Genomic DNA, 24,361 nt, shown 5'->3' with positions numbered 1-24,361 from the left:
CAGGCAGACTCACACGGGGAAACCCCGCGCGTGCAAATTGTCGTGGGTTATAGGCATCGACAGGCCATGTGCAAGGTTCAAATTGGCGTCGGCGCCCGTGGATCGTAAGACTTTTCGCCACATCCCCGGCGCAGCCACCCTATTAACCCGCATATCCCTTGACTTTGCCCGCCCCGCCATGTGTATCGGCGCAGATCAATTGAACCCCGAATGGGAGCCGACCATGCACGCCTTTCGCAGCCATACCTGCGCCGAGCTGAACAAATCCAACGTGGGCGAAACCGTCCGCCTGTCGGGCTGGGTGCACCGCATCCGCGACCACGGCGGCGTGTTGTTCGTCGACCTGCGCGACCACTACGGCATGACGCAGGTCCTGTGCGACCCCGACAGCCCCGTGTTTGCCGACATGGAAAAGGTGCGCAGCGAATGGTGCATCCGCATCGACGGCAACGTGAAGGCGCGCGACGAAAGCCTGGTGAACACGAAAATTCCGACCGGCGAAGTCGAAGTTTTCGTGCGCGACCTGGAGGTGCTGGGCGCCGCTGACGAACTGCCCCTGATGGTGTTCGGCGATCAGGAATACCCGGAAGAAACCCGGCTAAAATACCGCTTTCTCGACCTGCGTCGTGAGAAGCTTCAGAACAACATGAAGCTGCGTTCGGACGTTGTCACATCGATGCGCAAGCGGATGTGGGACCTGAATTTCCGCGAATACCAGACGCCGATCATCACGGCCTCGTCGCCCGAAGGCGCGCGCGACTTCCTGGTGCCGTCGCGCCTGCACCCTGGCAAGTTCTACGCCCTGCCGCAGGCGCCGCAGCAGTTCAAACAGCTGATGATGGTCGCGGGCTTCGACAAGTATTTCCAGATCGCGCCGTGCTTCCGCGACGAAGACCCGCGCGCCGATCGCTCGCCCACCGATTTCTATCAGCTCGACATGGAGATGTCGTTTGTCACCCAGCAGGACGTATTCGACACGATCCAGCCGGTGCTGAAGGGCGTGTTCGAGGAATTCGGCGGCGGTCGCAAGGTTGATCAGGACTGGGAGCAGATCTCCTATGCCGACAGCGCGCTGTGGTATGGCACCGACAAGCCCGACCTGCGCAACCCGATCAAGATGCAGGTCGTGTCCGAACATTTCCGCGGCTCGGGCTTTGCCATCTTCGCGAGCCTTCTGGAAAACGAAGGCACGGAAATTCGCGCCATTCCCGCCCCGAAGGGTGGCAGCCGCAAGTTCTGCGACCGGATGAACAAGTTCGCTCAGGAACAGGGCCTGCCCGGCATGGGCTATATCTTCTGGCGTGAAAAGACCGCCGACGCGGTGGCGCAGGAATTGGGCATCACCGTGAAAGAAGCCCAGGCCAAGCTGAAATCCGGCGAGGTTGCGGGTGGCATGGAAGCCGCTGGACCCTTGGCCAAGAACATCGGGCCGGAGCGCACCGAGGCGATCCGCCAGCAGCTGGGACTTGAGATCGGCGACGCCGCGTTCTTCCTGGGCGGCAAGCCCAAGGCGTTCGAACCAGTCGCGGGTCGTGCGCGCACCACCATCGGGGATGAGTTGGGCCTGACCGACACGAACCGCTTCGCCTTCGCCTGGATCGTCGATTTCCCGATCTTCCAGAAGGACGAGGAAACCGGCGAGATCGATTTCGACCACAACCCGTTCTCGATGCCCCAGGGTGGCATGGACATTCTGGAAAGCGATCCGCTGTCCGCCGTCGGCTATCAATACGATCTGGCCTGCAACGGGTATGAGCTGGTGTCCGGTGCGATCCGGAACCACACGCCCGAGATCATGTTCAAGGCCTTTGAGATCGCCGGTTACGGCGCGGATGAGGTGAAGAAACGCTTCGGCGGCATGGTCAACGCGTTCCAATACGGCGCCCCGCCGCACGGGGGCTGCGCCGCTGGTGTGGACCGTATCGTGATGCTGCTGGCAGACGAGGCGAACATCCGCGAAGTCGTGATGTTCCCGATGAACCAGCGCGCCGAAGACCTGATGATGAACGCGCCCAACGAACCGCTGAACGAACAGCTGCGCGAACTTCACCTGCGCGTCATCCCGCAGGAATAAAAGAAAAAACTCCGGACTGAAGCCCGTTTGACACCGCCCGCATTGCCGGGCGGTGTTTTTCGTTCAAAGCTTGGGGTTCGCTTCCATCGCGTCGATTTCCAAAGCGGTGCCGTCTGCGACCGTGTCGATGTTCTCGGCGATGGTGAAGCCGACGGCGATCGCCATCAGGACCATGCCGGCCATCAGGACCACCCAGTCAACGATGGCATTGCCCAGCTCATCGTCTGCGAATTTCTTGATCAGCGTTTTGGCGCTCATTTTATTGCTCTCCTCAAAGTCACACACTCGTATCCCGGCCCACAAAAGCCGGGGTCACGGGGCCTTTTTTGCCCTTGAAATGCGGCGCAATTGCGAAAGTCGCGGGGAATTGCAATGACGATTGCAACCCGTTAACCGGGTGGAGGGGAATGGTGTGGCGCAAGAGGTTGAAATGGAAAAACAATCACAGGGTGAACTGCTGACCAACTGGATACCTCCCCGGTTCCCGGATGCCGACCATTTCGAGGGCAGATACGCCCAACTGGACCTCTTGTCGGCAGACACCCATGCCGCTGCCCTGTTCAAGGCCAATTCCGCCAATGACGCGATCTGGTCCTACCTGCCCTATGGTCCGTTCGCCTCGGCCGCCAGTTATCACCGCTGGATGCGCGAGGCGACCGCGGGGAAAGATCCCCGGTTTCATGCCATTCTGAACAAGGACAGCGGCGTCTGGGAAGGGGTCGCGTCCTACCTGCGGATCACCCCCGAGGCCGGGTCGATCGAAGTCGGACACATCAATTTCTCCCCCGCCCTGCAAGGCACCCGCGCCGCCACCGAGGCGATATATCTGATGATGGAATGGGCGTTCGAGGCCGGGTATCGCCGCTTTGAATGGAAATGCGACGCGGCCAACATAGCCTCTCGCCGGGCCGCGCAGCGGTTGGGGTTGAGTTTTGAGGGCGTGTTTCGCCAGGCCGCGGTGGTCAAGGGGCGAAACCGCGACACCACCTGGTTCGCGGCCATCGACAAGGACTGGCCGGCGCTGAAAGAAGCCTTTGCGGTCTGGCTTGCCCCGTCAAATTTCGATGCCGACGGGCGGCAGCGCGAACGCCTGGGCGATCTTACCCGTTTGGTGCGGGTCGCAGGTGACCCAGCACTACGGTGATCTCAGATCCAGACGCGTGATTGCAGGCGTTCCTGCACGATCCCGGCCACGCGGGCCACGTCGGACCCGGTGCCACGCCCGTTGGCGCGGGACTGGGCCAGGCTGACCGCCGCCGCCTCAAGCGGGTAATCATGCGCGGTGCGTGCAACGCCAGACAGGAATTGCGCGATGTAATCCAGGGTGCGCCCGTCGGGGGCCTGGTTGATCACGTCGGCCACATGGGTCAGGTCGTCCTGAAAGGCCACGGGGTCCGGCGACACGGTTTCGGTGGGCAGTGCACGCGGTTTGGTCGGACCTTCTCCCGCCGGCAGATGCGCCAGCACCGATTGCTGGAACTGCGCCAGGCTTTCGATCGGCTTGGCCATGAACCCGTCCGCGCCCGCCTCCATCGCCAGGGCCTGTGCATCGTCATCGCCGCTGATCCCCATCAGGACCGCGACCCGCGGGGTGGCCTGTGCCAGTTCGTGGATCAGGTCCGCACCCGACCCATCCGGCAGGCCCATGTCGACAAGGATGATCGACGGACGGTAGACCGCGAGGTGTCGATGCGCCGCCGCGAGACTGTCGGCCCGCCGGATCCGCGCGCCGGACCGCAGGCACAAAAGCCGGATCGCCTCGCTCGCAAATCTGCTGTCTTCCACCACCAGAACCGTCATCCCCTGCAGCGGCCGGTCGGCGCTGGGGGCCCGGTTCAGGACATATCGTTCCATATCGTCGCTCATGACGTGACTCCTTTCCTTGAGACGACCAGACCACGCCTTTGCCTAATACCGGGTTAACGCCCCGCAAGATGCGGCGCGAGGTCGCTTGTGCAGGGCGCGATCAGGCGGCATAAGCAGCCCAACACGCGATATGAGGAGAGAAAAGATGATCGGACGCCTGAACCACGTGGCCATTGCCGTGCCGGACCTTGAAGCCGCATCCGCGCTGTACCGCGACACCCTGGGGGCCGAGGTCGGCGCACCGCAGGACGAACCGGATCACGGCGTCACGGTGGTGTTCATCACGCTGCCCAATACGAAGATTGAGCTTCTGTATCCGCTTGGCGAAGGCTCGCCCATCGCGGGGTTCCTGGAAAAGAACCCAGCTGGCGGCATCCACCACATCTGCTACGAGGTCGAGGACATCATCGCCGCGCGCGACAAGCTGAAGGCCGATGGCGCCCGCGTTCTGGGCACCGGAGAGCCCAAGATCGGCGCCCACGGCAAACCGGTCCTGTTCCTGCACCCGAAGGATTTCAACGGCACGCTGGTCGAGCTGGAACAGATCTGATGACCATCACCGCCGCTATCGTGCTCTATGCCGTGATCTGGTTCATGACCATGTTCCTGACCTTGCCCGTGCGTCTGCGCACCCAAGGGGACGAAGGCGAGGTGATGCCCGGCACCCACGCGGGCGCGCCGGCCAACTTCCGGCTGAAACGCACGATGCTGATCGTGACGGCAATTGCCACCGTGCTGTGGATCGTGATTGCCGGCATCATCCTGTCGGGCTGGATCACGATCGAGGACATGGACTGGTTCGATCGCTACGACCCGCCTAGCGAAATCCTGTAAGTCCACCCTCGCATCATGGGCGCGATGCGCCCCCTCTGTTGAGGGCGGGCGGAGGCCTTGCTGCGCTCTGTGGCGCTGCGCGCTGGATTTCAGGCCTCCGGCGGGGATACTTTCGAAAAATGAAAGCCCCGCCCCCCTGCCCCGGGCGGCGGGGTGGGTGGGCGGGCGCTGACCGGGGCAGGTCCCGGACCCTATTCCGTGTTCAGACGGTGGAACATGTGCGTGAACGTGGCGGCCCCCAGGACCGGGATCAGAAGATTCACAATCGGGATCGACAGGGGCATCGCCATCAAGGTCCCGGCCACCCAGATCTGACCGGTATGGCGCGCACGCAGCCGGTTCGCACCCTCACGCCCAAGGCGCCGCATCGCGGCCATCTGGAAGTATTCACGCCCCAGAAGGTAACCGTTTACCGCCCAGAACAGAACCGGGGCAAACGGGCCGACAAAAAAGAACAGCATCAGCGCCAGCAGGTTCACCACCACGATCACGCCGAAAAAGCTCGCGCTGTCGCGGATCGTGTCCCACAGGCCCATCGCGGGAACCTTGGGCAGGCCCGGATAGTGCCGATCCTCGACCGCCTCGGCCACGTCATCCAGAAAGATGCCGGTAAAGGCCGAGGCCACCGGCACCATCAGGAAGATCGACAGCACGAACATGAGCAGCACCGCGCCCCAGGACAGCGCCGAGCCAACCCAGGTGATTTCCCCGATCCATGGGAGCGAGAAACTGTCCGGCGTCACCCAGCCGACAAGCCAGGAAAACACAAGCGTGATCGCGATCAGAAGGCCAAGGGTCAGCCCCAGGCCCAGAAGCAGAACGCGGCGAAAGCGAGTGTCGCCCAGCTGTCCAAGCGCGCGGGAGAAATCGGTGAGCATCATGTGTCCACCCAATCCGTGATCTTGCCCAGATCCGGGCGCGGGCGTTCCGGCGGCGCACAGCTTTCGCTGCCGATATGGATCAACCCGGCCAGGTTTTCGTGCGCGGCAAGTCCCAGCCCTTCGGCCAAGAACCCCCGGTCGTGGCTGGCCCAGCCCGACAACCAGTTCGCGCCCCAGCCCACCGCCAGCGCCGCATTCAGCATCGCCAGGCACACCGCCCCGGCCGAGTAGATCTGTTCGATCCGAGGCACCTTGTCGCTGTCCACTGGGGCCGACACGACCGCCACGGCAAGGTCAGCGTTGGCGTATTGCTGGCGCGCTTTCTCGATCTTGTCCGCATCGAAGCCCAGCGCGGCACCGCGGGCTTCGGCCAGCCCGGCCAACCGGGCCAGCGCGGGTTTTTCCAGCACGATGAAGCGCCACGGCTCCAGTTTGCCGTGATCCGGCGTGCGCGCGGCGGCGGTCAGGATCGGCATCAGTTGGTCGCGCGTGGGCGCGGGCGCCACCAGCGTCTTGGCAGGGCGCGATCGGCGCGTCAGCAGGAAATCGAGCGCGGCGGGGTTCGGGTCTGGCATCTTGGTCCTCCGGTGTCGGGCAACATGTCGGGGCTCGGTCCGATCCCGTCAACCGGAGAGACCGAAAAACGCCACAAGCTCGCCCAGATAGTCCGAATACAGCGCCTCAAGCCGGGGCGAGGGCTGGCGCGCCGCGAAAATGTCGGCCAGCGGATCGGGCGCGGTGATGTCCGATCCCGACATCTCCTCCAGAACCGCGTGGCCACAGAACGGCACGTAGACCTCGGAATAGCCGCCCTCATGCGCCATCATCAGGCGCCCGTCGCACAGCTCGCCCGCCAGGTCTGTCACCATGCGCGTCATCTGGCGGAACGTATCGGCGGTCGCCAACATGCGCGACAACGGGTCGATCGCGGCGGCGTCATAGCCGCAGGCGATGACGATCACATCGGGGGCATGGGCGCGGATCGCGGGCAAAGCCAGCCGCTCCATCGCCTCAAGATAGGTCGCGTGCCCGGCGCCGGGGGGCAGCGGGATGTTCATGTTGGCGCCTTCGCCCGCGCCCTCGCCGCGCACCTCGGCGTCCCCGGTGTCCAGCGGATAGTTCCGCTCCTGATGCAGGGAAATGGTCAGCACGTCGGGATCGTTGATGAACACGGCCTCGGTCCCATTGCCGTGGTGCACGTCCCAATCGACCACGACAACCCGTTTCGCCAGCCCCTTCGCCTGGGCGGCGCGGATGGCAATGGCAAGGTTCGCGAGCAGACAAAAGCCGTTGGGAAACTCCGGCAAACAATGGTGACCGGGCGGGCGCGACAGGGCATAGGCGTTGGTCACCTCGCCGCGCAGAACCGCCTCCAGCGCCGCAATTGACAGCCCCGCCGACAGCGCGGCGATTTCATAGCCGCCCTGCCCGAATGGCGTACGCAGACCCAGTTCACCGCCGCCGGCGTCCGAAACGTCTTTGAACTTACGCAGGAAAGCGGGCGGGTGCACGCGGGCAAGATCCTCAAAGCTGGCCTCATCGGCGCCGCGCAGGTCCAGATCGCCAGACAGGCCCGTGACATCAATCAGGTTTTTCAAACGCCGCTTGGTCTCGGGGCTTTCAGGCAGGCCACCGGCCGCAAGGGGCTGCACCAACCCGCCCACCGGCACGGTCCCGGCATAATTGCCGCCAGAATGCCAGAAACACCGTTCGTCCCAGAAAAAGCCCGTTGTCATGTCATCCTCCGCTGCGCGGCCCAGATTGTCTGCGCCCGCTTGCCCTGTAAAGCGCAATCGCACAGGGTGGCGGGATGAAAAAGGGCATGCTGAGCCACCTGACCCATGAGGGTGCCGAGATCGCAGTGCGGGTCACGCCGAAAGCTTCGCGCAATGCGGTTGAGGAAACGACAGACGGGCTGCGCGTCTATACCACAAGCGTGCCCGAGGGCGGTAAGGCCAATAGCGCGGTCACGAAACTTCTTGCCACCGCATTGGGCGTGCCAAAATCGCGTCTGACCCTTGTGCGCGGTGCAACCAGTCGGGACAAGACCTTCAAGGTGGCGTGAACCGCCAGAGCCACGCAACCTTCCGAGCGCAGCGAGGCCACCGACAGCCAGATTATTTGAAATAATCTGCACCTGCGGGGCGGTGGCGAATTTTCTGCGAAAATTCGCGCGTCAGCGCGCGCGGCGCAGTTGGTAGACGCCTTCAGGCAGGTCCAGCGCCGCGGCCAGGTCGCGCAACTGGCTCATCGACAGGGTGATCTTGTGCACCTTATCCTCCTGCGGTTCCCATTGTTCCAGGGTCACACAATCCTCGAAGGCGTTGATGGTCACATCCTCGCGCAGGAAGGCTTCGCCTTCGTCCACGAGGGTCACGACGGTGGCGTCGAATTCATGCTCGATGGTAAACATGCGCCCAGACTAGCGCGGCTTTGTGAAAACCCCAAGGGTGGGTGATTTGACGCGGATCAAGGCGGTCCGTCGCTCTTGCCTGTTTTCTGAGGGTGCCAATGGGGGACAGAACATGCCGCAGACCGACAAACGCAACCGCCACATCCAGCTGGTGAACCGCATGGCCGATACCCTTGGACTGGACCTGAGGCGCGAGGTTGAAGGCGCGCGGCTGTCCGCGACACAGTTCGACGCTACCGTAACGCGTTGCATGGATTGCCGCGACCCGGACGGGTGCGATCTGTGGCTGGATCAGCACGGCGCCGGCGCGCGCCACACCCCCGGCCTGTGCCGCAACAAGGCACTTCTGGAAAACCTGCGGGAATATCTCTAACCTCTTCGCAACGGAGGGGCCCTTGCAGCAATTCGAAAGCTTTCTGACCGATCGTGGATCGAAATATGCCGTGTCGGGCGGCCCGGTTGCGTCACGCGCAGACGCCAAGGCATTTCTGAAGCAACTGACGCGCGACAAGCGCTATGCCAAGGCCACCCACAACACATGGGCTGCGCTACTGCCCGAAGGCCCGACCAAGGGTGACGATGGCGAAGCAGGGGCGGGCATGGTCATCCTGCGCATGTTGCAGCGCGAACAGCTTGAGAACCACATCATCGTCGTGACCCGCTGGTATGGCGGCACCAAGCTGGGTGGCGATCGGTTTCGCCGGGTGCAGGACGCGGTGGATCACTACCTGGACAATGCGGGGCTGCGCCATGCTCAAACGTGAATGGAGCCGATTCGTGCGACGCGCCGTCTGGTCCTGGCAGGGCTGGTTGGACTGCTGGCGCAACGAGCCGTCATTGCACCAATGGGTCTGGGCCAATCTGGCGTCCGGCGGCCTGGCCATCCTGATCCCGATGAGCAGCGGCGAACGCGCACTGATTCTGGCGCTTGGGGTTCTGGTTCTGGCCGCCGAGCTGATGAACACGGCGATCGAACGCACGGTGGATTACATCTCGACCGAGAAAAATGACCTGGCGGGTCGCGCCAAGGACCTGGCGTCCAGCGCCGTCGCCGTCACCGCAATCGCTGTGGGCGTGGCGTGGTTGGCGGTGCTTCTGGGTTAAGGCCTCAGGTCGCCTCGTCTTCCAGGTGCAGTTTCATGTCCAGCAACACGTGCTGCAACGCAAGCGTTTCACGCAGCAGGCGCTTGGCTTCGTTGATCGTGATGATGCCATCTTCAATCGACTGCTGGTATTCGGCCATCAGCATTGCGAAGCGGTGGCTGAGCGCGATGACATCGGCATTCACGCCGCCCTCGGGTGCGTTGCGCCTCTCGCTGTCATAGGACATGGTGATGCCGCGTAATTCGGCCAGGGCACTGGTGACATGTGGATAGCGGGACGCCTCTTCCAGCGCGGCAACCGAATCGATGGGCATGAAACGGTCGGAATGTTCTTCCGAATCCGAGTAATACCGCCCCAATGTCGCCTTCGATTTTCCCGTCAGCTCACAGGCTGCCTCCAGCCCAACATCCTTGACCAACGCCTCGGTATGCTTCTTCAGGTAACTCCCGACACCCGCCATCACTATCCCCGTTTTCTGGCCCCCAAATCGGTTTGGGGGGAATAACATATTCCTTTTCCCATTAATCGCATCGCAATGGAATGGCTTTATGAAGACATTCCGGGTGACCGGAAGAGAGTAACGAGTGACCGACACCCCAGTGTCGGTACAGATGGGGGTCTGCCGCGTGTTCCTGCGGCGGGGCATTGCGGGTAAAACCGAGATGTGAAGCGGAGTGTCAGTGCGTAAAAGTGCGAGAGGTTTGTTCCATCCCCAGGGCAGTCACTGCCCCTGACCTCTAAGTCCTAAGGCTGACACCCCTCCCCCCACCTGACCGTGTCCCCGGATGCATGCGCACCGGGTTGAAAACCTGCCCCGGTGCAGGTTAGGTCAGGGTATGGCTAAGCTCTATTACCACTATTCGACGATGAACGCGGGCAAATCGACCCTGTTGCTTCAGGCATCCTACAACTACCGCGAACGCGGGATGGACACCTTCCTGATCACAGCAAAGCTGGACAATCGCGCGGGAGATGCGCGGATCGGGTCGCGGATCGGCATCGGCGCCCAGGCCGACACGTTCGAAACGGGCGAGGATCTGTTTGCCAAGATCAAGGCGCAACTGGATCAGGGGCCTGTCGCCTGCGTCTTCATCGATGAGGCGCAATTTCTTGAACCCGAACAGGTCTGGCAGCTCGCCCGCGCGGTGGACGACCTGAGGGTGCCGATCATGTGCTATGGCCTCCGGGTGGATTTCCAGGGCAACCTGTTCCCTGGCTCGGCCGCGCTGTTGGCCCTGGCCGATGAAATGCGCGAGGCGCGCACGATCTGCCATTGCGGCAAAAAAGCCACGATGGTTGTGCGCCAGGACGATCAGGGCCGGGTGCTGCGCGACGGCGACCAGGTGGTGATCGGTGGGAACGAAAGCTATGTCTCGCTGTGCCGCGTGCATTGGCGCGAGGCGATGGGGGATCGCGACTCGTCCTGATGCGCCCCACGACCAGCCCCGCACACGGCCCTGAAAAGAGCGCCTTCGGCGCACATGTTTGTCTCGTTGTCGGCTTCGCCTCCGCCTCGGGTGCCTCCGGCGGGGATACTTGAGGCAAGAAAAAGGGGGGCGTCTCCGCTCCCCCTTTCAAGAGTGCATACTCTTTTCCTTGCGCGGTCATCGGCGTCCCCGCCTGTACCGCACCACTTTCATGCCCCAATAAGGTTAATGCTTCGTTGCCTTTTTCTTGCCGGAAATATCCCGGGGGTTTGGGGGTTGGCCCCCAATCCAAGGCACCGGATCACACCGGCGTCAGCAATCCGTCACCGCGCGCAAAGTTTTCCAGGTTTTCGACAGCCAGTAGCCCCATCGCGCTGCGCACCTCCAGTGTCGCGGTACCCAGGTGAGGTAGAAGCACGACGTTATCGAGAGCAATCAGCGCCTCGGGCACGTCGGGTTCGAATTCATAGACATCAAGCCCTGCCGCGCCGATCTGGCCGCTTTGCAGCGCGTGGATCAAAGCGGCCTCGTCCACCACTTCCCCGCGCGAGATGTTGACCAGAACACCGTGCGGCTGCATCGCCGCCAGCTCCTCGGGGCCAATCAGGTGGGTCGTTTCCGCCCCGCCCGGCACCGCCAGCACGATGATATCGGCGGCAGCACAGACGGCGGTGATGCTTTCCAGCTGTGTTGCGGGCAGGTCGACCTGTTTCGGTGACCGGTTGTGAAACACGACTTTCATATCAAACCCGTGGTGGCACCGTGCGGCGATTGCCTGACCGATCCGGCCCATGCCGATGATGCCCACGGTCTTGCCGGTTACATGCAGGCCCAGCATCTGGGTCGGGTGCCAGCCCGCCCAATTGCCGGAACGCACCAGGCGCTCGCCTTCGCCCGCCCGGCGTGCAGCCATCAGGATCAGGGTCATCGCGGTGTCGGCGGTCGCGTCCGTGACAGCACCAGGGGTGTTGGACACGGCAATGCCATGCGCATGGGCCGCGTCCACGTCGATGTGGTTATAGCCCACGCCGAAATTCGCCAACACTTTGCAGCGGATGTCGCCCGCGGCCGCGAAAACCTCGGCGCTGAAGGCGTCGCGCAGGGTGGGCAGGATCGCGTCGAAATCGCGCAGTGCCGCGACCATTTCGTCCCGTGAAAGCGGCGCGGTATCCTCCCGCACCACCACGTCAAAGGACGCGCGCGCGCGCGCCAGCACCGCGTCGGGCAGCGGGCGAGAGATGAACAGCCGCATCAGCACATCCGCGCGCCATCGGGCGCGTCCTTGTCTGGGGTGATCAGAACCACCTCACCTGCGTCGTCATGCAGGCCCAGCACCAGCACCTCGGACCGCATTGGGCCGATCTGGCGTGGCGGGAAGTTCACCACTGCCAGCACTGCTTTGCCAACCAACGCGGCCGGATCGTAATGCGCGGTGATCTGGGCCGAGCTTTTCTTTTCACCAATCTCGCCGCCGAAATCGACCCAGAGCTTGATCGCAGGTTTGCGGGCCTCGGGAAAGGGCTCGGCGCGAATGATCGTGCCCTTGCGGATGTCGACCTTCAGGAAATCGTCAAAGCTGATTTCGCTCATTTCCCAAGCTCCCGCGACCGATCCGCGGCGGCCTTCACGGCACGTGCCAGCAAGGCCGGGAAACCGGTGTCCTCGTCCATCAACACCTCAAGGGCTGCGGCCGTGGTGCCACCGGGCGAGGTCACGTTCACCCGCAACTGCCCGGCATCGTCGTCCGCCTGTTCGGCCAGATGACCAGCCCCGGCCACGGTGGCGCGCGCCAGCTGCACGGCCAGCGCGGCCGGCAGCCCCTGTGCCTCCCCGGCTGCGGCCAGGGTTTCGATCAGGTGAAAGACATAAGCCGGGCCCGAGCCGGATACGGCGGTGACCGCGTCCATCTGATCTTCGCGCTCCAGTCGCACGACCTGGCCCACAGCGGACAGCAAGTCCTGCGCCAAGTCCAGATGCGAAGCACTGGCCTGCGCATTGCCGATGATCGCGGTGATCCCGCGCGACACGGCGGCGGGGGTGTTTGGCATGGCGCGAATGATCGGCGTATCTGCCCCCAGCATCGCCTCATAGGTCGCGATTGAGGTGCCCGCCGCGACCGACAGAAACAGCGTTTTGCCATTGCCGAGGGCTGCCAGAGTCGGCAGCGCCTCGCCCATCATCTGTGGTTTCACCGCGATGAGCACGATGGCCGGGTCGGCAGGCAGGTCTTCGTTAAGGTGCAGACCGTCGAGGGCCTTGAGCCAGCCTGACGGATACGGGTCCTGCACCCAGACCGAGCTGGCAGGCAACCCCTGCCCCAACCAGCCCTCCAGCATCGCAGACCCCATCTTGCCACAGCCAAGTAGCACAAGGCCGCGCGCGGTCAGATCATCCATGTTCATGTGTGTTCCCCGAATTTGTCCGGGGGCAGGTTATGCGCGGCCGTAGGCCTCGGCAATAGCGACCTGCATCGCGTCTTCGACGCTTTGATCCGCCCAGCTGACCAGCTGGAACGCCGGATAGAACCGTTCGGATGCGGTGACTGCCGCGGCGATCAGGCGGTCGATCTGCTCCGGACCAGCAAACTGCCCCCCCGCCAGAACCAGGCCATAGCGATACACCATCAGCCGCTGTTCGTGCCAATAGGTGAACGCACCCGCCCAGATCTTGTCGTTCGTGGCATTCAAAGCCTCGTAAAGCTTTGGCAGCTTGTCCTCGGGCGGCTCCATTTCGAAGGTGCAGATCAGGCGCAGAGTTTCGTCATAGGGTGACCAGGCCAGCGTGATCGAATAGGTGCGCCACTGCCCTTCGACCGCCATCGCGATCTGGTCATCAGCCACACGGTCAAAGTCCCAAGCGTGGTGTTCGGCGATGTGTTCGACGATATCGATCGGGTGAAGATCTTCGTTTTCGAAGAACTGCTCGGAAACCGACATGTGTGGCCCTCTCTGGTTTCCAGCGCCCGTGGAGCAGACCACAAGGGCTGGGTGCCTGTACTAGGTTCGGCGTTCTCTGCGCCATGCCTATACCAGATATCGTGCCGGAATGGTGATTCGCTGTAAAGGAAAACTTTCCTGTGGATCGGACTTGTCCACAGGAAATCAAGGCTCATCCACAGGCTGAGCGAGTTTTCAACAGGGCGGAAGCAGGGTCAGATCAGCGGCTGACGCAAAACCCCGGCGGCGGGCAGGTCATGGCCTTCAACGGTCACACGCGCATCTGTGTGATTGAACCAGAACCGTTCCGCGCCCGTGTCGCGAAGGCGCACGCCCTCGGGCAGGTCCAGGGTTTCGACCCCAGCAGCATCACACAGCGGGCGCAACAGCCGCACGATGCCAACGCTGTCCAGCCAGCCCCCCAGATAGGTCACGCGCCCCGCGCGCATCGCGACCGGCCTGCCATCGTCCAGACGCAGGATTGCCTCGGCGGTGCCTTCCAGTTCTTCGCGATACGTCGTGACCGCACCACCACCCTCAAGCGGCATCGGCATGTCCGGGCGCAGGCTTTCCACCCGGCTGACCCTGACATCAAGACCGGGAAAGGCTGGGGCCAGCGGAACCGGCATTTGCATGTCGCGCGTGCGGGCCCCGGCGCGCGGACCAAGCACGACCTGCGCTTGCGCGGCACTCAGCGCCTGTTTCAAATCGTCGGGCATCTGCATCAGCCCCGGCGCCAGCACCAGCTTGTAGCCGTCAAATGCGCGGGTTTCGGGCGGCAGGATGTCCACCGACAGGCCCAGCTTGCGCAGCGCCTGATAGGTTTCGAACACCATTTGGAAATAGCTCGCCCCCGCCGCATGGGGTTGCACGGCCCAGGCCCACTCGGCCGCATAGTCGAAGATCAGCCCGACCGGCGCCTGCACCGGGGCAACATCTGGCGCCTCGGCCAGCTCTTGGCCCACCTGCTGCGCCTCGATCATGCCCGGAGCATCCACGCCATCTGGCCGCAACAGGCCTGCATGCATCATCTCCTGCGCCATCGGCGCTTGCCGCCACCGGAAATAGCAGACCGCTTCGGCGCCGTGGGCAAAGGCCTCCCAACTCCAAAGTCGGACCATGCCGGGCAAAGGGGCGGGATTGTAAGGCGCCCAGTTCACCGGGCCGGGTTGCTGTTCCATCACCCACCACCGCCCGCGCCCAACGGCGCGATACAAGTCGTGGTGAAACGCCTGAAAGTCCGGGTCGCCTTGTCGCGCAAAGGCGCGTTTGTGCGCGATATCCGCCGGAACACGGTCCTCAAGAAAGCCAAGGGGATAGCTGTCCCAGGTCGCAATTTCCATATCCGCCCCAAGGTCGAAATGATCGAAATCGGTGATCCGGCCCATGTAATTGTGCGAAATCGGCGCGGCGGAATGCGCGCGGATGATATCGACCTGGGTCCGGTTGAACACCTTCACCTGGTCCGAACTGAAACGACGGAAATCCAGGCTGTGCGACGGGTTGGGTTCGGTCACGGTCAGGTTGGGCAGGTCGACCTGATCGAACCTGTCATACTCCATCGACCAAAACACATTGCCCCAGGCCCGGTTCAGCGCATCAACACTTTGATACCGCTGAGAAAGCCAGTCTTGAAACGCCCGGCGTGCCGCGTCGGAATAACTGAGGATCGTATCGTGGCACCCATATTCGTTGTCGGTCTGCCAGGCGCCCAGATGCGAGTTGCGGCCATATCTTTCGGCCAGCGCGCGGGTGATGCGCGCAGCCTCGGCGCGGTAGCCTTCGTGACTGAAGCAATAATGCCGCCGCGACCCGAACTTTCGCGGCTGCCCGGCTGCATCCACGGCCAGCATGTCGGGGTGACGGTCCAGCATCCAGCGGGGCGGCGTGGCAGTGGGGGTGCCCAACACAACCTTCAACCCGGCCTTGCCCAGGACTTCGAACGCCTCGTCCAGCCAATCGAACGTGAAAGTGCCTGGCTCGCGCTCCAACCGCGACCAGGCAAACTCACCGATCCTGACCCAGGTCAATCCTGCGTCGGCCATCCGGCGCGCGTCGTCTTCCCAGACGGCGCGCGGCCAGTGTTCGGGGTAGTAACAGCAGCCAAGCGTGCGTTTCAGCGTCACAAAAGCACCCGATGTTCTTTCTGGCCCTGAATGGCCACATCGACGGAAAAGGTCTTGCCGCCGTGTTCTTCGCTCACGCCCACCGCCGCCGAGGTTGCGTACAGCGTGGTGCCTGCGAAGGCGGGACAGCTGATCTGACTGGCCGGAAATGTGACCGTCGACAGCAAGGCCCCCTGCGGGCTGTAGCGCGCCACCTGCGACGCCCCCCATTGGGCCACCCACAGGCAGCCGTCGGCATCGACCACGGCCCCGTCCGGCCCCTCAAGCGTGACGAAGGTCTCGGCCTTGCCGTCTGGCCAGCCATCGCCGTCCAGCGGTTGGCGCATGATCCGGCCTGTCACGGTGTCTGTGAAATACGCCACCTGCCCGTCCGGGGCGAAGCTGATCGCGTTTGAAATGGTGATGTCGTGGAACAAGGTCTCGACCTGGCCCCGGTGGAACCGATAGATCGCCCCAGCGCCTGGTTCGGCGTTCTTGCCCATCGTGCCGATCCAGAAACCGCCAAAGGGATCGGCGCGGCCGTCGTTGGAGCGGGTGGTCGGGTCGTCGACTTCGATCCCAGCCACCCATTCGCTTTCACCAGACGTCAGATCGAACAGGCCAAGCCCGGTTTCCGAGGCGATCAGCAGCGTGTCGTGATCAACCCAGCCCGCCGCCGAAACATGTTCGTCAAAGGCCCATTCCTTCGGACCGGTCGCGTCACGGGTCAACAACCGCATCCCCAGAATATCGAACCAGAACAATTGCTTGCGCTCGGGGTGCCACAACGGGCCTTCGCCCAATGCACAAATGCGGTCATCAAAGATGCTCATCGGGCGGCCTTGTCATAGGCAGCAACGATTGTCGCGGCCTTGCGCGCGGTGTCTGCCGCAGTGTCGCCCGGTCGGTAGATCGCCGTGCCAATGCCGAAACCGGTCGCCCCGGCATCGAACCAATCCGCGAAATTGTCCGCCCCGGCCCCGCCCACGGCAAAGGTCGCCGTGTCAGACGGCAATACGGCGCGGATTGCCCTCAACCCGCCGGGACCGATCTGGCTGGCCGGAAAGAATTTGAGCCCGTCGGCACCGTGGCGTAGCGCCGTGAAACATTCGGTGGGCGTCATGACGCCAGGAAAGCTCTGAAGCCCCGTCGCCTTGGCAGCCTCGATGACTTCGGGATTGCAGTCGGGAGAGACGATCAGCTTGCCGCCGACCCCAGCCACATCCGCGACATCCTGCACGGTCAACACGGTGCCCGCCCCGATCAGCGCCCTGTCCCCGAAGGCGACCACCAGGCGTCGGATGCTCTCGACCGGGTCGGGTGAGTTCAGCGGCACTTCGATTCGGTCGATCCCGGCCTCAACCAGGGCCGCGCCGACGGCGGTGACCTCCTCAGGTGTGATCCCGCGCAGAATGGCGATGATGGCTCGGCTCATGGGATTTCCTTCAGGGTTTCAAAAGCGGAAATCAGACCCGCAAGGGTCATATCGTCGCCGGAATGGAGCGTTGCGCTCAACCCCTGCGCCGACAATGCGGCAGCGTATGGTGCGCACAGCCCGGGCGCGCCGATCAACGCGACCTGCTGGCCCAGCCAATAGGGCTTCGTCGCCGCAAGTTCGATCCCGACAAGCAGCCCGGACAGGCGCGCCCGTGCCACGTTAGGTGATTGATCGTGCAACAGGCTTTCGGCGCGCAGGCTGAACAGTTTCGCAGCAATCGCCTGTGGCCGCGACACCCCGTCTGACACCGCCGCATCGAACGCCGCATCGTCCCAGCCGTCACCGATCGAATGGCGCAGGACCGACTGCGTAGACAACAGCGCAAACAGCTCACCCGTCATCACGGTCTGAAAGCTGACGATTTCGCCCGCCGAAATTTGCACCCATTTCGTATGCGTGCCTGGCAAACACAGCACGCCTGCGAAATCAGGATTGCTGGCCAGGAACCCGGCGATCTGGGTTTCTTCGCCCCGCATCACGTCTGCCGGGTTGTCCTGGCTGACCCCGGGCAGGATATGCATCTTTAGGCGCGCATCTTGGGTGGGCACGCGGATGGCCTGTGCGATGCCCGGAGGGGTGCAGGGCACCTTGGCATAGGCTGCTTCAACCCAGCCCTGGCGTGCGCCGACCATGCCGCAAGCGATGACAGGTGTCGGGCCGGTCAGATCATCGCCGACCAACGCCAGCAGGGCGGGTTCGAACCCATCAGGCGTCAGGGCACCCATTCCCTTGTCCGAGGTCCGAAGCACCGGGGCATCGCCCCCCATCAGCCACGCGCGAAGATGTGTCGTGCCCCAATCTACAGCGACCCAATCCATGCGCCCTACCCCGTCATGACCACGCCGCCATCTACCGCCATCATCTGGCCGGTCATCATGCGCGACGCGTTGGAGGAAAGAAACAGCACCGCATCCACGATATCGCGCGGCACCAGTTCATCCTTGAGGCATTGGCGGTCGATATGGGCGGCCAGGCCTTCGGGCGTGACCCAAAGATCGCGCTGCTTGTCCGTCATCACCCACCCCGGGGCAAGCGCATTTACCCGGATCCTGTCCGGCCCGAATTCACGCGCCAGTGACCGCGACATGCCGTTGATGCCCGCATTGGCGGTGGTATAGGACGGATACCCCACGTTCCCCATCATGTAACTGACCGACGAGAAATTGACGATCGCCCCACCACCGGCCTTGCGCATCCCGTCAATCACGGCCTGGCAGGCGAAAAAATAGGCTTTGAGGTTGATCGCCTGGGACCAGTCCCAGAATTCCTCGGTCACTTCTTCGGTCGTATGGCGTTTGTCATTGGCAGCGTTGTTCACCAGGACGGTCACCGGCCCGTGCGCCTGGGCCGCTTGCGTGACCGCGCCCTGAAGCGCTTCGACATCCGTGATGTCACACGGGATGAACAGGGGGCGGGTGCCGTGTTTCGCCTCCATCTCGTCACAGAACTCGGAGGCGTCCGAGCGCTGGACGAAGGCGACCTGCGCGCCCTGCTCAAGGAACCCGTCCGTCAGCGAGGCGCCAATGCCCGAACCGCCTCCGGTGATGAAAACGGATGCACCTTTGAGGTCGTGAAACGTGGCTATGGTCATCAGTGGCTCTCTCTCGTCACAGGGCGGGTATCCTTGCCCACCAGAAAATCCAGGTCCGCGCCCCGATCGGCTTGCAGGACCGTATCGACATACATCTTGGCATAGCCGCGGGTGTAATGCGGCGCGTCCGGTTGCCACGCCGCGCGGCGTTCGGCCAGGACCGCATCCGACACCATAAGCTCCAACACGCCTTCGCTGGCAGACAGGCGGATGCGGTCGCCAGTCTTCACAAGCGCCAAGGTGCCGCCCGCGTTGGCCTCGGGCGAGACATGCAGCACCACAGTGCCAAAGGCAGTGCCCGACATGCGAGCGTCGGACACACGCACCATATCGCGCACGCCGTCCTTCACAAGCTTCGCCGGGATCGGCATGTTGCCAACCTCGGGCATGCCCGGGTACCCCTTGGGGCCGCAGCCTTTCAGCACCAGGATCGTGTCTTTGGTCACCGGCAGGTCTTCGCGGTCGATGTTGGCTTTCATGTCCTCGATGTTTTCGAAAACGAACGCCTCGGCCTCGTGCTCCAACAACGCATCCGTGGCCGCCGAAGGCTTCACGATTGCCCCGTTGGGGGCCAGGTTGCCGCGCAGGACCCGCAGGCCGGCGGCTGGCTTCAACGGGTTTGCCACAGTGCGGATGACGTCGTCGTTCCAGCACTCGGCCCCGTCGGAATAGAAAGAGATATCCCGGTTCAGCACCGTGTTGGCCTTGCGCAGTTGCGGGCCCAGTTCCTGCATCACCACAGGCATGCCGCCCGCGTAACAGAAATCCTCCATCAGGTATTTGCCCGAGGGCATGCAATTGACCAGCAGGGGCACATCGGACCCCAATTCGAAATCATCGAGCGTCAGGTCCACACCGACCCGTCCGGCAATCGCCAGCAGGTGCACAACCGCATTTGTCGACCCGCCAACCGCCGCATTGGCAAGGATCGCGTTTTCAAAGCTTTCGCGCGTGACCACGTCCGAGAACTTCAGCTCTTCCTCAACCATCTCGACCGCACGTTTGCCGGTCATGTGGGCCAGTGCCATGCGGCGACTGTCCACCGCGGGAAGGGCTGCGTTTGTGGGCAGGCTCATCCCCATCGCCTCGACGATCGAGGCCATGGTGGACGCCGTGCCCATCGTCATGCACACGCCCTTGGACCGGCTCATGCCGCTTTCCGCTGCCATGAAATCCTGCAACGTCATTTCCCCCGCGCGCACGGCTTCCGAGAATTTCCACACATCCGTGCCTGAACCGATATCCTTGCCCTGCCATTTGCCGTTCAGCATCGGGCCCGAGCTGACGACGATGGTCGGCAAGTCGACGCTGGCGGCCCCCATCAGCTGCCCCGGCGTGGTCTTGTCACAGCCGCCCAGCAGCACAACACCGTCGATGCCATAGGCGCGAATGCTTTCCTCTACGTCCATCGCCAACAGGTTGCGAAACAGCATCGCTGTCGGCTTCATCTGGGTTTCACCCAGCGACATGACCGGGAATTCCACCGGAAATCCGCCAGCTTCCCACACGCCGCGCTTCACGCCTTCAGCCAGATCGCGCAGACCGGAATTGCACGGCGTCAGTTCCGACCAGGTGTTGCAGATGCCAATCACCGGGCGCCCATCAAAGGCATGATCGGGAAAGCCCTGGTTTTTCATCCAGGAGCGGTGAATGAACCCATCACGGTCAAGCTTGCCATACCAGGCCCGGTTGCGGCGTTCCTTGCTCATATCCGTGTTCCTTCTACCACCCACATCGTCTCGGGAAAGCTCCAGGGAAGCGTAAGACCGTGGTTCATCAGATAGGCGCCGGACAATTCAATCGGGCCTTGTTTCAGTGCGGGATTGCCACGCGACAAATGGTGGGCGTCATCGCGGTTTATCAACGCGACCCGATACATTGCGTCAGCGTCCAGACGCGCCAGGCGCAGGGGGCGTGGGGCGATCTGGTCCGAGGTCCGCGCCTTCCCGACAAAGGCGACGAAACGGCCGCCGTCGCGGGCGCGATGCTGTTCGGCCGTCACGGAAGAATCCGCCGCATCCAGCCGCAGAATGTCCGCCGCCATCATCCAGTCTCGGTTGGCTTTCCACCAGGTCGTGACCCGGGTCAGGACCTCCGCCTCGTCCTCGGTCAATTCGCGGGGGTCCATTTCGAACCCCATGTGCCGCTGCGCCGCGACCCAGGCGCGCAACCGGATGTCCAACGTGCGGCCCGACGTGTGGCACAGGCGCGGGCCAACATGGCTTCCGGTGATCGCGGCGGGCAGGAACAGCGCCGCGTTGTGCTGGATCGCCAGCCGCTCGATCGCGTCATTCGAATCCGACAGCCAAACGCGCTGCGTGCGGCTTAGAATGCCCGCATCGATCCGCCCCCCGCCCGAGGCACAGCTTTCGATCTCAACGCGCGGAAACGCCTGTCGCAGCCGGTCGATCAACGCATAAGACCCAAGGGTCTGCGCCGCGTCAGGCGCGGGCAACACGCGGTTGTGGTCCCATTTGACATAGTCGATCTTGTGCCCGCCCAGCACTTCCGCCATGCGATCAAACAGATAATCGCGCACCTCTGGAAGTGCCATGTTCAGCGCCATCTGCTGGCGCCCCATGATCTGATCTTCACCGCCCAGCGCCCAATTGGGATGGGCGCGGAAGATGTTCGAATCCGGGTTGATCATCTCGGGCTCGAACCAGATCCCGAAGGACAGGCCCAGGCTGTGCACATGATCGATCAACGGGTCCAGCCCGTCAGGGTATTTGCGCGGATCAACCTCCCAATCCGACAGGGCGCGGGTGTCGTCATCGCGGTTGCCAAACCAGCCGTCATCCAACACGAACCGTTCCGCACCCAGCGCGGCGGCGCGGTCGGCGATGTCTTTCAGAACCGGCAGGTCGTGATCGAAATACACTGCCTCCCAGCAATTGTAGTGCACCGGCCGCGGGCGTTTGGCGTCGGGCCAGGTGACGATGCGGTCGCGCAGGTGGCGTTGGAATGCCACGGCGCAGCCATTCATGCCGTGGTTGGCAAAGGTCGCATACAGCGGCGCGGTTTCAAAATGCGTATCCGGCGCCAGCTGGGTGCGCGCGGCGTGGCCGAACTGCACCTGACGACGACCATCGGGCAGTTCTTCGGCGACCATCCGGTGCCCGCCCGACCAGCCATAGTGGAAGGCATAGCACTGGCCTTGGGTGTTCGTCGTGCCGCGCAGGGGCACGATCAGGCCGGGGAAATGTTCATGCCCGGTGCGCCCGGTGCGGTTTTCGCGATACCGGATGCCCGCCGACCAGGGCGTTGTGTTCATCTGGAATTCACCACACCAGCGTCCGGCGAAATCATGCATGTCATCGGACAATTGCGGCGCCGGCAGGACCGGGGCGGCCAGCCAGTGCAAATGCACAGGCGACGTGGCCGCCAAACCCGCGCGCGCGGTCAGAATATGCGTGTCCGGGTCGATTGCGAAATGCGCGGTGTAGGTCAGGTGTTCGTTCAGATCCCGAAACCGCAACGTCAGCTGGCCGGGCGCCTCTTCGGCATCAAGGAAACAGAATTTCGGCAGCATCGGCGTGCCATCCAGCGCCCGCAGGATCAGGCCGGGCTGACCCGGAAAGCTTCGGGTTGCCTCCGGGCAGATCGACAGCTCGGGGTTTTCATCCAGCATGCCGCCGGTGACATCCAGCGCATGCGCGTGAAACAACGCCTCAAGGTCTTCGGTATCGGGCAGGCGCGCGCCCCAATAGAGCACCTCGGCCATGTGGTCGCGGTGACTGCCCAGAACCAGCGTTTGACGGGCACAATCCAGCCGCCAGCATCGGATCATTTCACGGCCCCCAGGGTCAGACCGGCGATGAAGTGGCGCTGCATCAGGAAGAACATCATGACAGGCGGAAGGGCTGCAACGATCGATCCCGCACTCATCAGGTGGTATTGCGCCACAAATTGCGAGTTGAACGAGGTGATGCCTGCCGTGACGGGCTGCGCATCCGGCCCCTGGGTCAACACGATGGCCCAGAAATAATCGTTCCAGATGAAGGTGAAGATCAGCACCGCAAGCGCCGCGATGGCGGGTTTCATCAAGGGCAGCACAACGAACCAGAAGATGCGCCACTCGGCCACCCCTTCGACGCGCGCGGCCTCGATCAACTCGAACGGCAAGGCGCGGATGAAGTTGCGCATGAACAAGGTGCAGAACCCGGTTTGGAACGCGACGTGAAACAACACCAGCCCCAGCTTGGTGTCATACAGCCCCGCCGACACGGTCAGGTCGCGCACCGGCACCATCAGGATCTGGAACGGCACGAAATTGCCCGCAATGAACATGAAGAAGATCAGAAGGTTACCCTTGAACCGATAGATGCCCAGCGCAAAGCCCGTCATCGTCGACAGGGCCACGGCGCCGATCACGGTTGGCACGGTGATCAGGATCGAATTCCACATGTAGCGCGGCATATCGCTTTCGAAGAAGACCTTGCCGTAGTTCGTGAAGAACTCGAACGACGACGGCATGCCCCAGTAGTTGCCGTTGGTGAAGTCCGCCAGCGGGCGGATCGAGAACAGGGCCACCGCGATCAGCGGCAAGAGCCACAGGATCAGCGCGATGGGCAGCAACGTCTGATAAGAAATCTGCGCTGCGCGGGACCGTTTTTCGATCGGGGTCGGAAACATGGTGGCTCTCCCTTACTCAGCGCCGGGCTTCTTGTTCGTCGCGATACATTGACCACAGGAAATAGGCGATGAATACGAGCATGATGAGGAACAGCACCACGGCGATCGCCGAGCCATAGCCCATGCGGAACCCGTATTCCGACAGTGCTTTTTCGAACATGTAGAACGACAGCACGCGGGTTGATCCGAACGGCCCGCCATTGGTCATGATCGAAATCAGGTCGAACGACCGAAGCGCGCCGATAATGGTCACGACGAAGGCGATGAAGGTCGCAGGCTTCAGCTGCGGCAAGATCACATGCCACAACATGCGCACACCCTTGGCGCCGTCCAGACGCCCGGCCTCGATCTGCTCGGGGTCCACGGCGTTCAGACCGGTAAGATACAGGATCATGCAATAGGCCGTTTGTGGCCACAGCCCTGCGGCGATGATGCCATAGGTGGCCAAAGTTGGGTCGCCCAGGATGTTCACCGTATCCAACCCCAGGAAAGTCAGAAGCGCGTTCAGCAACCCTTCTCTCGGCAAATAGAACCATGAAAACACAAGGCCCACGACGACCTGACTGATCACGAAGGGAAAGAAGAACAGAGACTTGTAAAGCCGGATGCCCACGACCGTCTGATTGAGAAACAGCGCGATGAACAGCCCGGCGGGCACCGCCAGAAGATACAGCGCCAACCATTTCACGTTGTTCCACAGTGAAATCTCGAACGCGCGGTCCGTCAAAAGCTCTTCGTAGTTGCCAAGGCCAATATAGGTCGCTTCGCCCAGCCCGTCCCAATCGTACAACGAAATGTTGAAGGACTGGATGATCGGGCTGATCACATAGATCACGAAGAACAGCACACCGGGCAACAGGAACAGAAGCGGCGTGACCGTCATCTTGTTGCGCTGGTACCAGCTGCGTTGAGTGGTGGCGGCCGACATTGGATCCTCCCAGAACATGTCATGGGGAAACCCCTGCGGGGCTTGCCGATGACCAGCAAGGGTGGCGCG

The 24,361-nt window shown here is 62.9% G+C and carries 29 protein-coding genes; 9 read left to right on the top strand and 20 right to left on the bottom strand.

Features of this window, described 5'->3' with window-relative positions; translation table 11 throughout:
• Positions 1 to 223 precede the first annotated feature (223 nt).
• Positions 224 to 2,074, top strand: coding sequence for an aspartate--tRNA ligase (gene aspS, locus MN188_RS13355; RefSeq protein ID WP_242110004.1), 1,851 nt, complete (start codon positions 224 to 226; stop codon positions 2,072 to 2,074).
• Positions 2,075 to 2,137: 63 nt separating this feature from the next.
• Here aspS and MN188_RS13350 read toward each other — a convergent pair whose 3' ends face one another.
• On the bottom strand, positions 2,138 to 2,332 hold the full coding sequence (locus MN188_RS13350; protein WP_242109652.1) for a hypothetical protein: 195 nt from the start codon (positions 2,330 to 2,332) through the stop codon (positions 2,138 to 2,140).
• Between the two features lie 172 nt (positions 2,333 to 2,504).
• Here MN188_RS13350 and MN188_RS13345 point away from each other — a divergent pair, with 172 nt between their 5' ends.
• Positions 2,505 to 3,218, top strand: a complete 714-nt coding sequence (locus tag MN188_RS13345; RefSeq protein ID WP_242109650.1) for a GNAT family N-acetyltransferase — start codon at positions 2,505 to 2,507, stop codon at positions 3,216 to 3,218.
• A gap of 2 nt (positions 3,219 to 3,220) precedes the next feature.
• On the opposite strand, the gene MN188_RS13340 is transcribed toward MN188_RS13345, so the two are convergent.
• The gene (locus MN188_RS13340; RefSeq protein ID WP_242109648.1) at positions 3,221 to 3,940 is read right to left on the bottom strand and encodes a response regulator; all 720 of its coding nucleotides are present in this window, start codon (positions 3,938 to 3,940) and stop codon (positions 3,221 to 3,223) included.
• Positions 3,941 to 4,085: 145 nt separating this feature from the next.
• Here MN188_RS13340 and mce point away from each other — a divergent pair, with 145 nt between their 5' ends.
• Together mce and MN188_RS13330 are read left to right on the top strand one after the other, a co-directional pair.
• On the top strand, positions 4,086 to 4,490 hold the full coding sequence (gene mce / locus MN188_RS13335) for a methylmalonyl-CoA epimerase (RefSeq protein WP_242109646.1): 405 nt from the start codon (positions 4,086 to 4,088) through the stop codon (positions 4,488 to 4,490).
• Complete coding sequence (locus MN188_RS13330) at positions 4,490 to 4,774, top strand: DUF1467 family protein (protein ID WP_242109643.1); 285 nt, start codon at positions 4,490 to 4,492, stop codon at positions 4,772 to 4,774. Before mce ends, MN188_RS13330 begins: the two co-directional genes overlap by 1 nt.
• Before the next feature lie 191 nt (positions 4,775 to 4,965).
• Here MN188_RS13330 and MN188_RS13325 read toward each other — a convergent pair whose 3' ends face one another.
• The 3 genes from MN188_RS13325 to MN188_RS13315 are packed head-to-tail and all read right to left on the bottom strand — an operon-like array spanning position 4,966 to position 7,391.
• Complete coding sequence (locus MN188_RS13325) at positions 4,966 to 5,652, bottom strand: EI24 domain-containing protein (protein ID WP_242110003.1); 687 nt, start codon at positions 5,650 to 5,652, stop codon at positions 4,966 to 4,968.
• Positions 5,652 to 6,230 (bottom strand): nitroreductase family protein, encoded by a 579-nt coding sequence (locus MN188_RS13320; protein WP_242109641.1) that lies wholly within the window; start codon positions 6,228 to 6,230, stop codon positions 5,652 to 5,654. Before MN188_RS13320 ends, MN188_RS13325 begins: the two co-directional genes overlap by 1 nt.
• A 48-nt stretch (positions 6,231 to 6,278) precedes the next feature.
• Positions 6,279 to 7,391 (bottom strand): class II histone deacetylase, encoded by a 1,113-nt coding sequence (locus tag MN188_RS13315; RefSeq protein ID WP_242109639.1) that lies wholly within the window; start codon positions 7,389 to 7,391, stop codon positions 6,279 to 6,281.
• Positions 7,392 to 7,465: 74 nt separating this feature from the next.
• Here MN188_RS13315 and MN188_RS13310 point away from each other — a divergent pair, with 74 nt between their 5' ends.
• On the top strand, positions 7,466 to 7,720 hold the full coding sequence (locus MN188_RS13310; protein ID WP_242109637.1) for a DUF167 domain-containing protein: 255 nt from the start codon (positions 7,466 to 7,468) through the stop codon (positions 7,718 to 7,720).
• A 111-nt stretch (positions 7,721 to 7,831) separates the two neighbouring features.
• Here the strand turns inward: MN188_RS13310 and MN188_RS13305 are convergent, their stop codons facing one another.
• The gene (locus MN188_RS13305) at positions 7,832 to 8,068 is read right to left on the bottom strand and encodes a hypothetical protein (RefSeq protein ID WP_242109636.1); all 237 of its coding nucleotides are present in this window, start codon (positions 8,066 to 8,068) and stop codon (positions 7,832 to 7,834) included.
• A 112-nt stretch (positions 8,069 to 8,180) separates the two neighbouring features.
• Here MN188_RS13305 and MN188_RS13300 point away from each other — a divergent pair, with 112 nt between their 5' ends.
• Genes MN188_RS13300 through MN188_RS13290 form a run of 3 tightly spaced genes read left to right on the top strand, consistent with a single transcriptional unit; the run spans position 8,181 to position 9,172 of the window.
• On the top strand, positions 8,181 to 8,441 hold the full coding sequence (locus MN188_RS13300; protein ID WP_242109634.1) for a DUF6455 family protein: 261 nt from the start codon (positions 8,181 to 8,183) through the stop codon (positions 8,439 to 8,441).
• 22 nt (positions 8,442 to 8,463) lie between these two features.
• Positions 8,464 to 8,832: a YigZ family protein gene (locus MN188_RS13295; protein ID WP_242109633.1), complete on the top strand. Its 369-nt coding sequence runs from the start codon at positions 8,464 to 8,466 to the stop codon at positions 8,830 to 8,832.
• Positions 8,819 to 9,172, top strand: coding sequence for a diacylglycerol kinase (locus tag MN188_RS13290; protein WP_242109632.1), 354 nt, complete (start codon positions 8,819 to 8,821; stop codon positions 9,170 to 9,172). Before MN188_RS13295 ends, MN188_RS13290 begins: the two co-directional genes overlap by 14 nt.
• Before the next feature lie 4 nt (positions 9,173 to 9,176).
• Here MN188_RS13290 and MN188_RS13285 read toward each other — a convergent pair whose 3' ends face one another.
• Positions 9,177 to 9,632, bottom strand: a complete 456-nt coding sequence (locus MN188_RS13285) for a hypothetical protein (RefSeq protein ID WP_242109631.1) — start codon at positions 9,630 to 9,632, stop codon at positions 9,177 to 9,179.
• A gap of 376 nt (positions 9,633 to 10,008) precedes the next feature.
• Between MN188_RS13285 and MN188_RS13280 the strand changes: the two genes are divergently transcribed.
• On the top strand, positions 10,009 to 10,599 hold the full coding sequence (locus MN188_RS13280) for a thymidine kinase (RefSeq protein WP_242109630.1): 591 nt from the start codon (positions 10,009 to 10,011) through the stop codon (positions 10,597 to 10,599).
• Between the two features lie 301 nt (positions 10,600 to 10,900).
• On the opposite strand, the gene MN188_RS13275 is transcribed toward MN188_RS13280, so the two are convergent.
• From MN188_RS13275 to MN188_RS13215, 13 genes are all read right to left on the bottom strand, one after another.
• Positions 10,901 to 11,851, bottom strand: a complete 951-nt coding sequence (locus MN188_RS13275) for a 2-hydroxyacid dehydrogenase (RefSeq protein WP_242109629.1) — start codon at positions 11,849 to 11,851, stop codon at positions 10,901 to 10,903.
• Positions 11,851 to 12,189 (bottom strand): tRNA-binding protein, encoded by a 339-nt coding sequence (locus tag MN188_RS13270; protein WP_242109628.1) that lies wholly within the window; start codon positions 12,187 to 12,189, stop codon positions 11,851 to 11,853. The genes MN188_RS13275 and MN188_RS13270 overlap by 1 nt, the downstream gene beginning before the upstream one ends.
• Positions 12,186 to 13,001 carry a pyrroline-5-carboxylate reductase gene (proC, locus tag MN188_RS13265; protein ID WP_242109627.1) on the bottom strand — a complete coding sequence of 272 codons (816 nt, stop codon included), beginning with the start codon at positions 12,999 to 13,001 and terminating at the stop codon, positions 12,186 to 12,188. The genes MN188_RS13270 and proC overlap by 4 nt, the downstream gene beginning before the upstream one ends.
• A gap of 30 nt (positions 13,002 to 13,031) precedes the next feature.
• Positions 13,032 to 13,535: a type III secretion system chaperone family protein gene (locus MN188_RS13260; protein WP_242109625.1), complete on the bottom strand. Its 504-nt coding sequence runs from the start codon at positions 13,533 to 13,535 to the stop codon at positions 13,032 to 13,034.
• Positions 13,536 to 13,750: 215 nt separating this feature from the next.
• Positions 13,751 to 15,655, bottom strand: a complete 1,905-nt coding sequence (locus MN188_RS13255; RefSeq protein WP_242110002.1) for a beta-galactosidase — start codon at positions 15,653 to 15,655, stop codon at positions 13,751 to 13,753.
• A gap of 2 nt (positions 15,656 to 15,657) precedes the next feature.
• The gene (locus MN188_RS13250; RefSeq protein WP_242109624.1) at positions 15,658 to 16,473 is read right to left on the bottom strand and encodes an SMP-30/gluconolactonase/LRE family protein; all 816 of its coding nucleotides are present in this window, start codon (positions 16,471 to 16,473) and stop codon (positions 15,658 to 15,660) included.
• Positions 16,470 to 17,075, bottom strand: coding sequence for a 2-dehydro-3-deoxy-6-phosphogalactonate aldolase (locus MN188_RS13245; RefSeq protein WP_242109623.1), 606 nt, complete (start codon positions 17,073 to 17,075; stop codon positions 16,470 to 16,472). Before MN188_RS13245 ends, MN188_RS13250 begins: the two co-directional genes overlap by 4 nt.
• Positions 17,072 to 17,956, bottom strand: a complete 885-nt coding sequence (locus MN188_RS13240; RefSeq protein ID WP_242109622.1) for a 2-dehydro-3-deoxygalactonokinase — start codon at positions 17,954 to 17,956, stop codon at positions 17,072 to 17,074. Before MN188_RS13240 ends, MN188_RS13245 begins: the two co-directional genes overlap by 4 nt.
• A 5-nt stretch (positions 17,957 to 17,961) precedes the next feature.
• The gene (locus MN188_RS13235; protein ID WP_242109621.1) at positions 17,962 to 18,729 is read right to left on the bottom strand and encodes an SDR family NAD(P)-dependent oxidoreductase; all 768 of its coding nucleotides are present in this window, start codon (positions 18,727 to 18,729) and stop codon (positions 17,962 to 17,964) included.
• Complete coding sequence (locus tag MN188_RS13230) at positions 18,729 to 20,438, bottom strand: IlvD/Edd family dehydratase (protein WP_242109619.1); 1,710 nt, start codon at positions 20,436 to 20,438, stop codon at positions 18,729 to 18,731. Before MN188_RS13230 ends, MN188_RS13235 begins: the two co-directional genes overlap by 1 nt.
• Positions 20,435 to 22,519, bottom strand: coding sequence for an alpha-galactosidase (locus MN188_RS13225; protein WP_242109617.1), 2,085 nt, complete (start codon positions 22,517 to 22,519; stop codon positions 20,435 to 20,437). The genes MN188_RS13230 and MN188_RS13225 overlap by 4 nt, the downstream gene beginning before the upstream one ends.
• Positions 22,516 to 23,364 (bottom strand): carbohydrate ABC transporter permease, encoded by an 849-nt coding sequence (locus tag MN188_RS13220; RefSeq protein WP_242109616.1) that lies wholly within the window; start codon positions 23,362 to 23,364, stop codon positions 22,516 to 22,518. Before MN188_RS13220 ends, MN188_RS13225 begins: the two co-directional genes overlap by 4 nt.
• A gap of 16 nt (positions 23,365 to 23,380) precedes the next feature.
• Positions 23,381 to 24,292 carry a carbohydrate ABC transporter permease gene (locus MN188_RS13215; RefSeq protein WP_242109615.1) on the bottom strand — a complete coding sequence of 304 codons (912 nt, stop codon included), beginning with the start codon at positions 24,290 to 24,292 and terminating at the stop codon, positions 23,381 to 23,383.
• Positions 24,293 to 24,361 lie beyond the last annotated feature (69 nt).

This window comes from Aliiroseovarius subalbicans, from assembly GCF_022678625.1.
Classification (GTDB): Bacteria; Pseudomonadota; Alphaproteobacteria; order Rhodobacterales; family Rhodobacteraceae; genus Aliiroseovarius_A; species Aliiroseovarius_A subalbicans.
The sequence above is the reverse complement of the archived record's forward strand: the minus strand, read 5'-3'. Positions and strand labels throughout refer to the sequence as shown.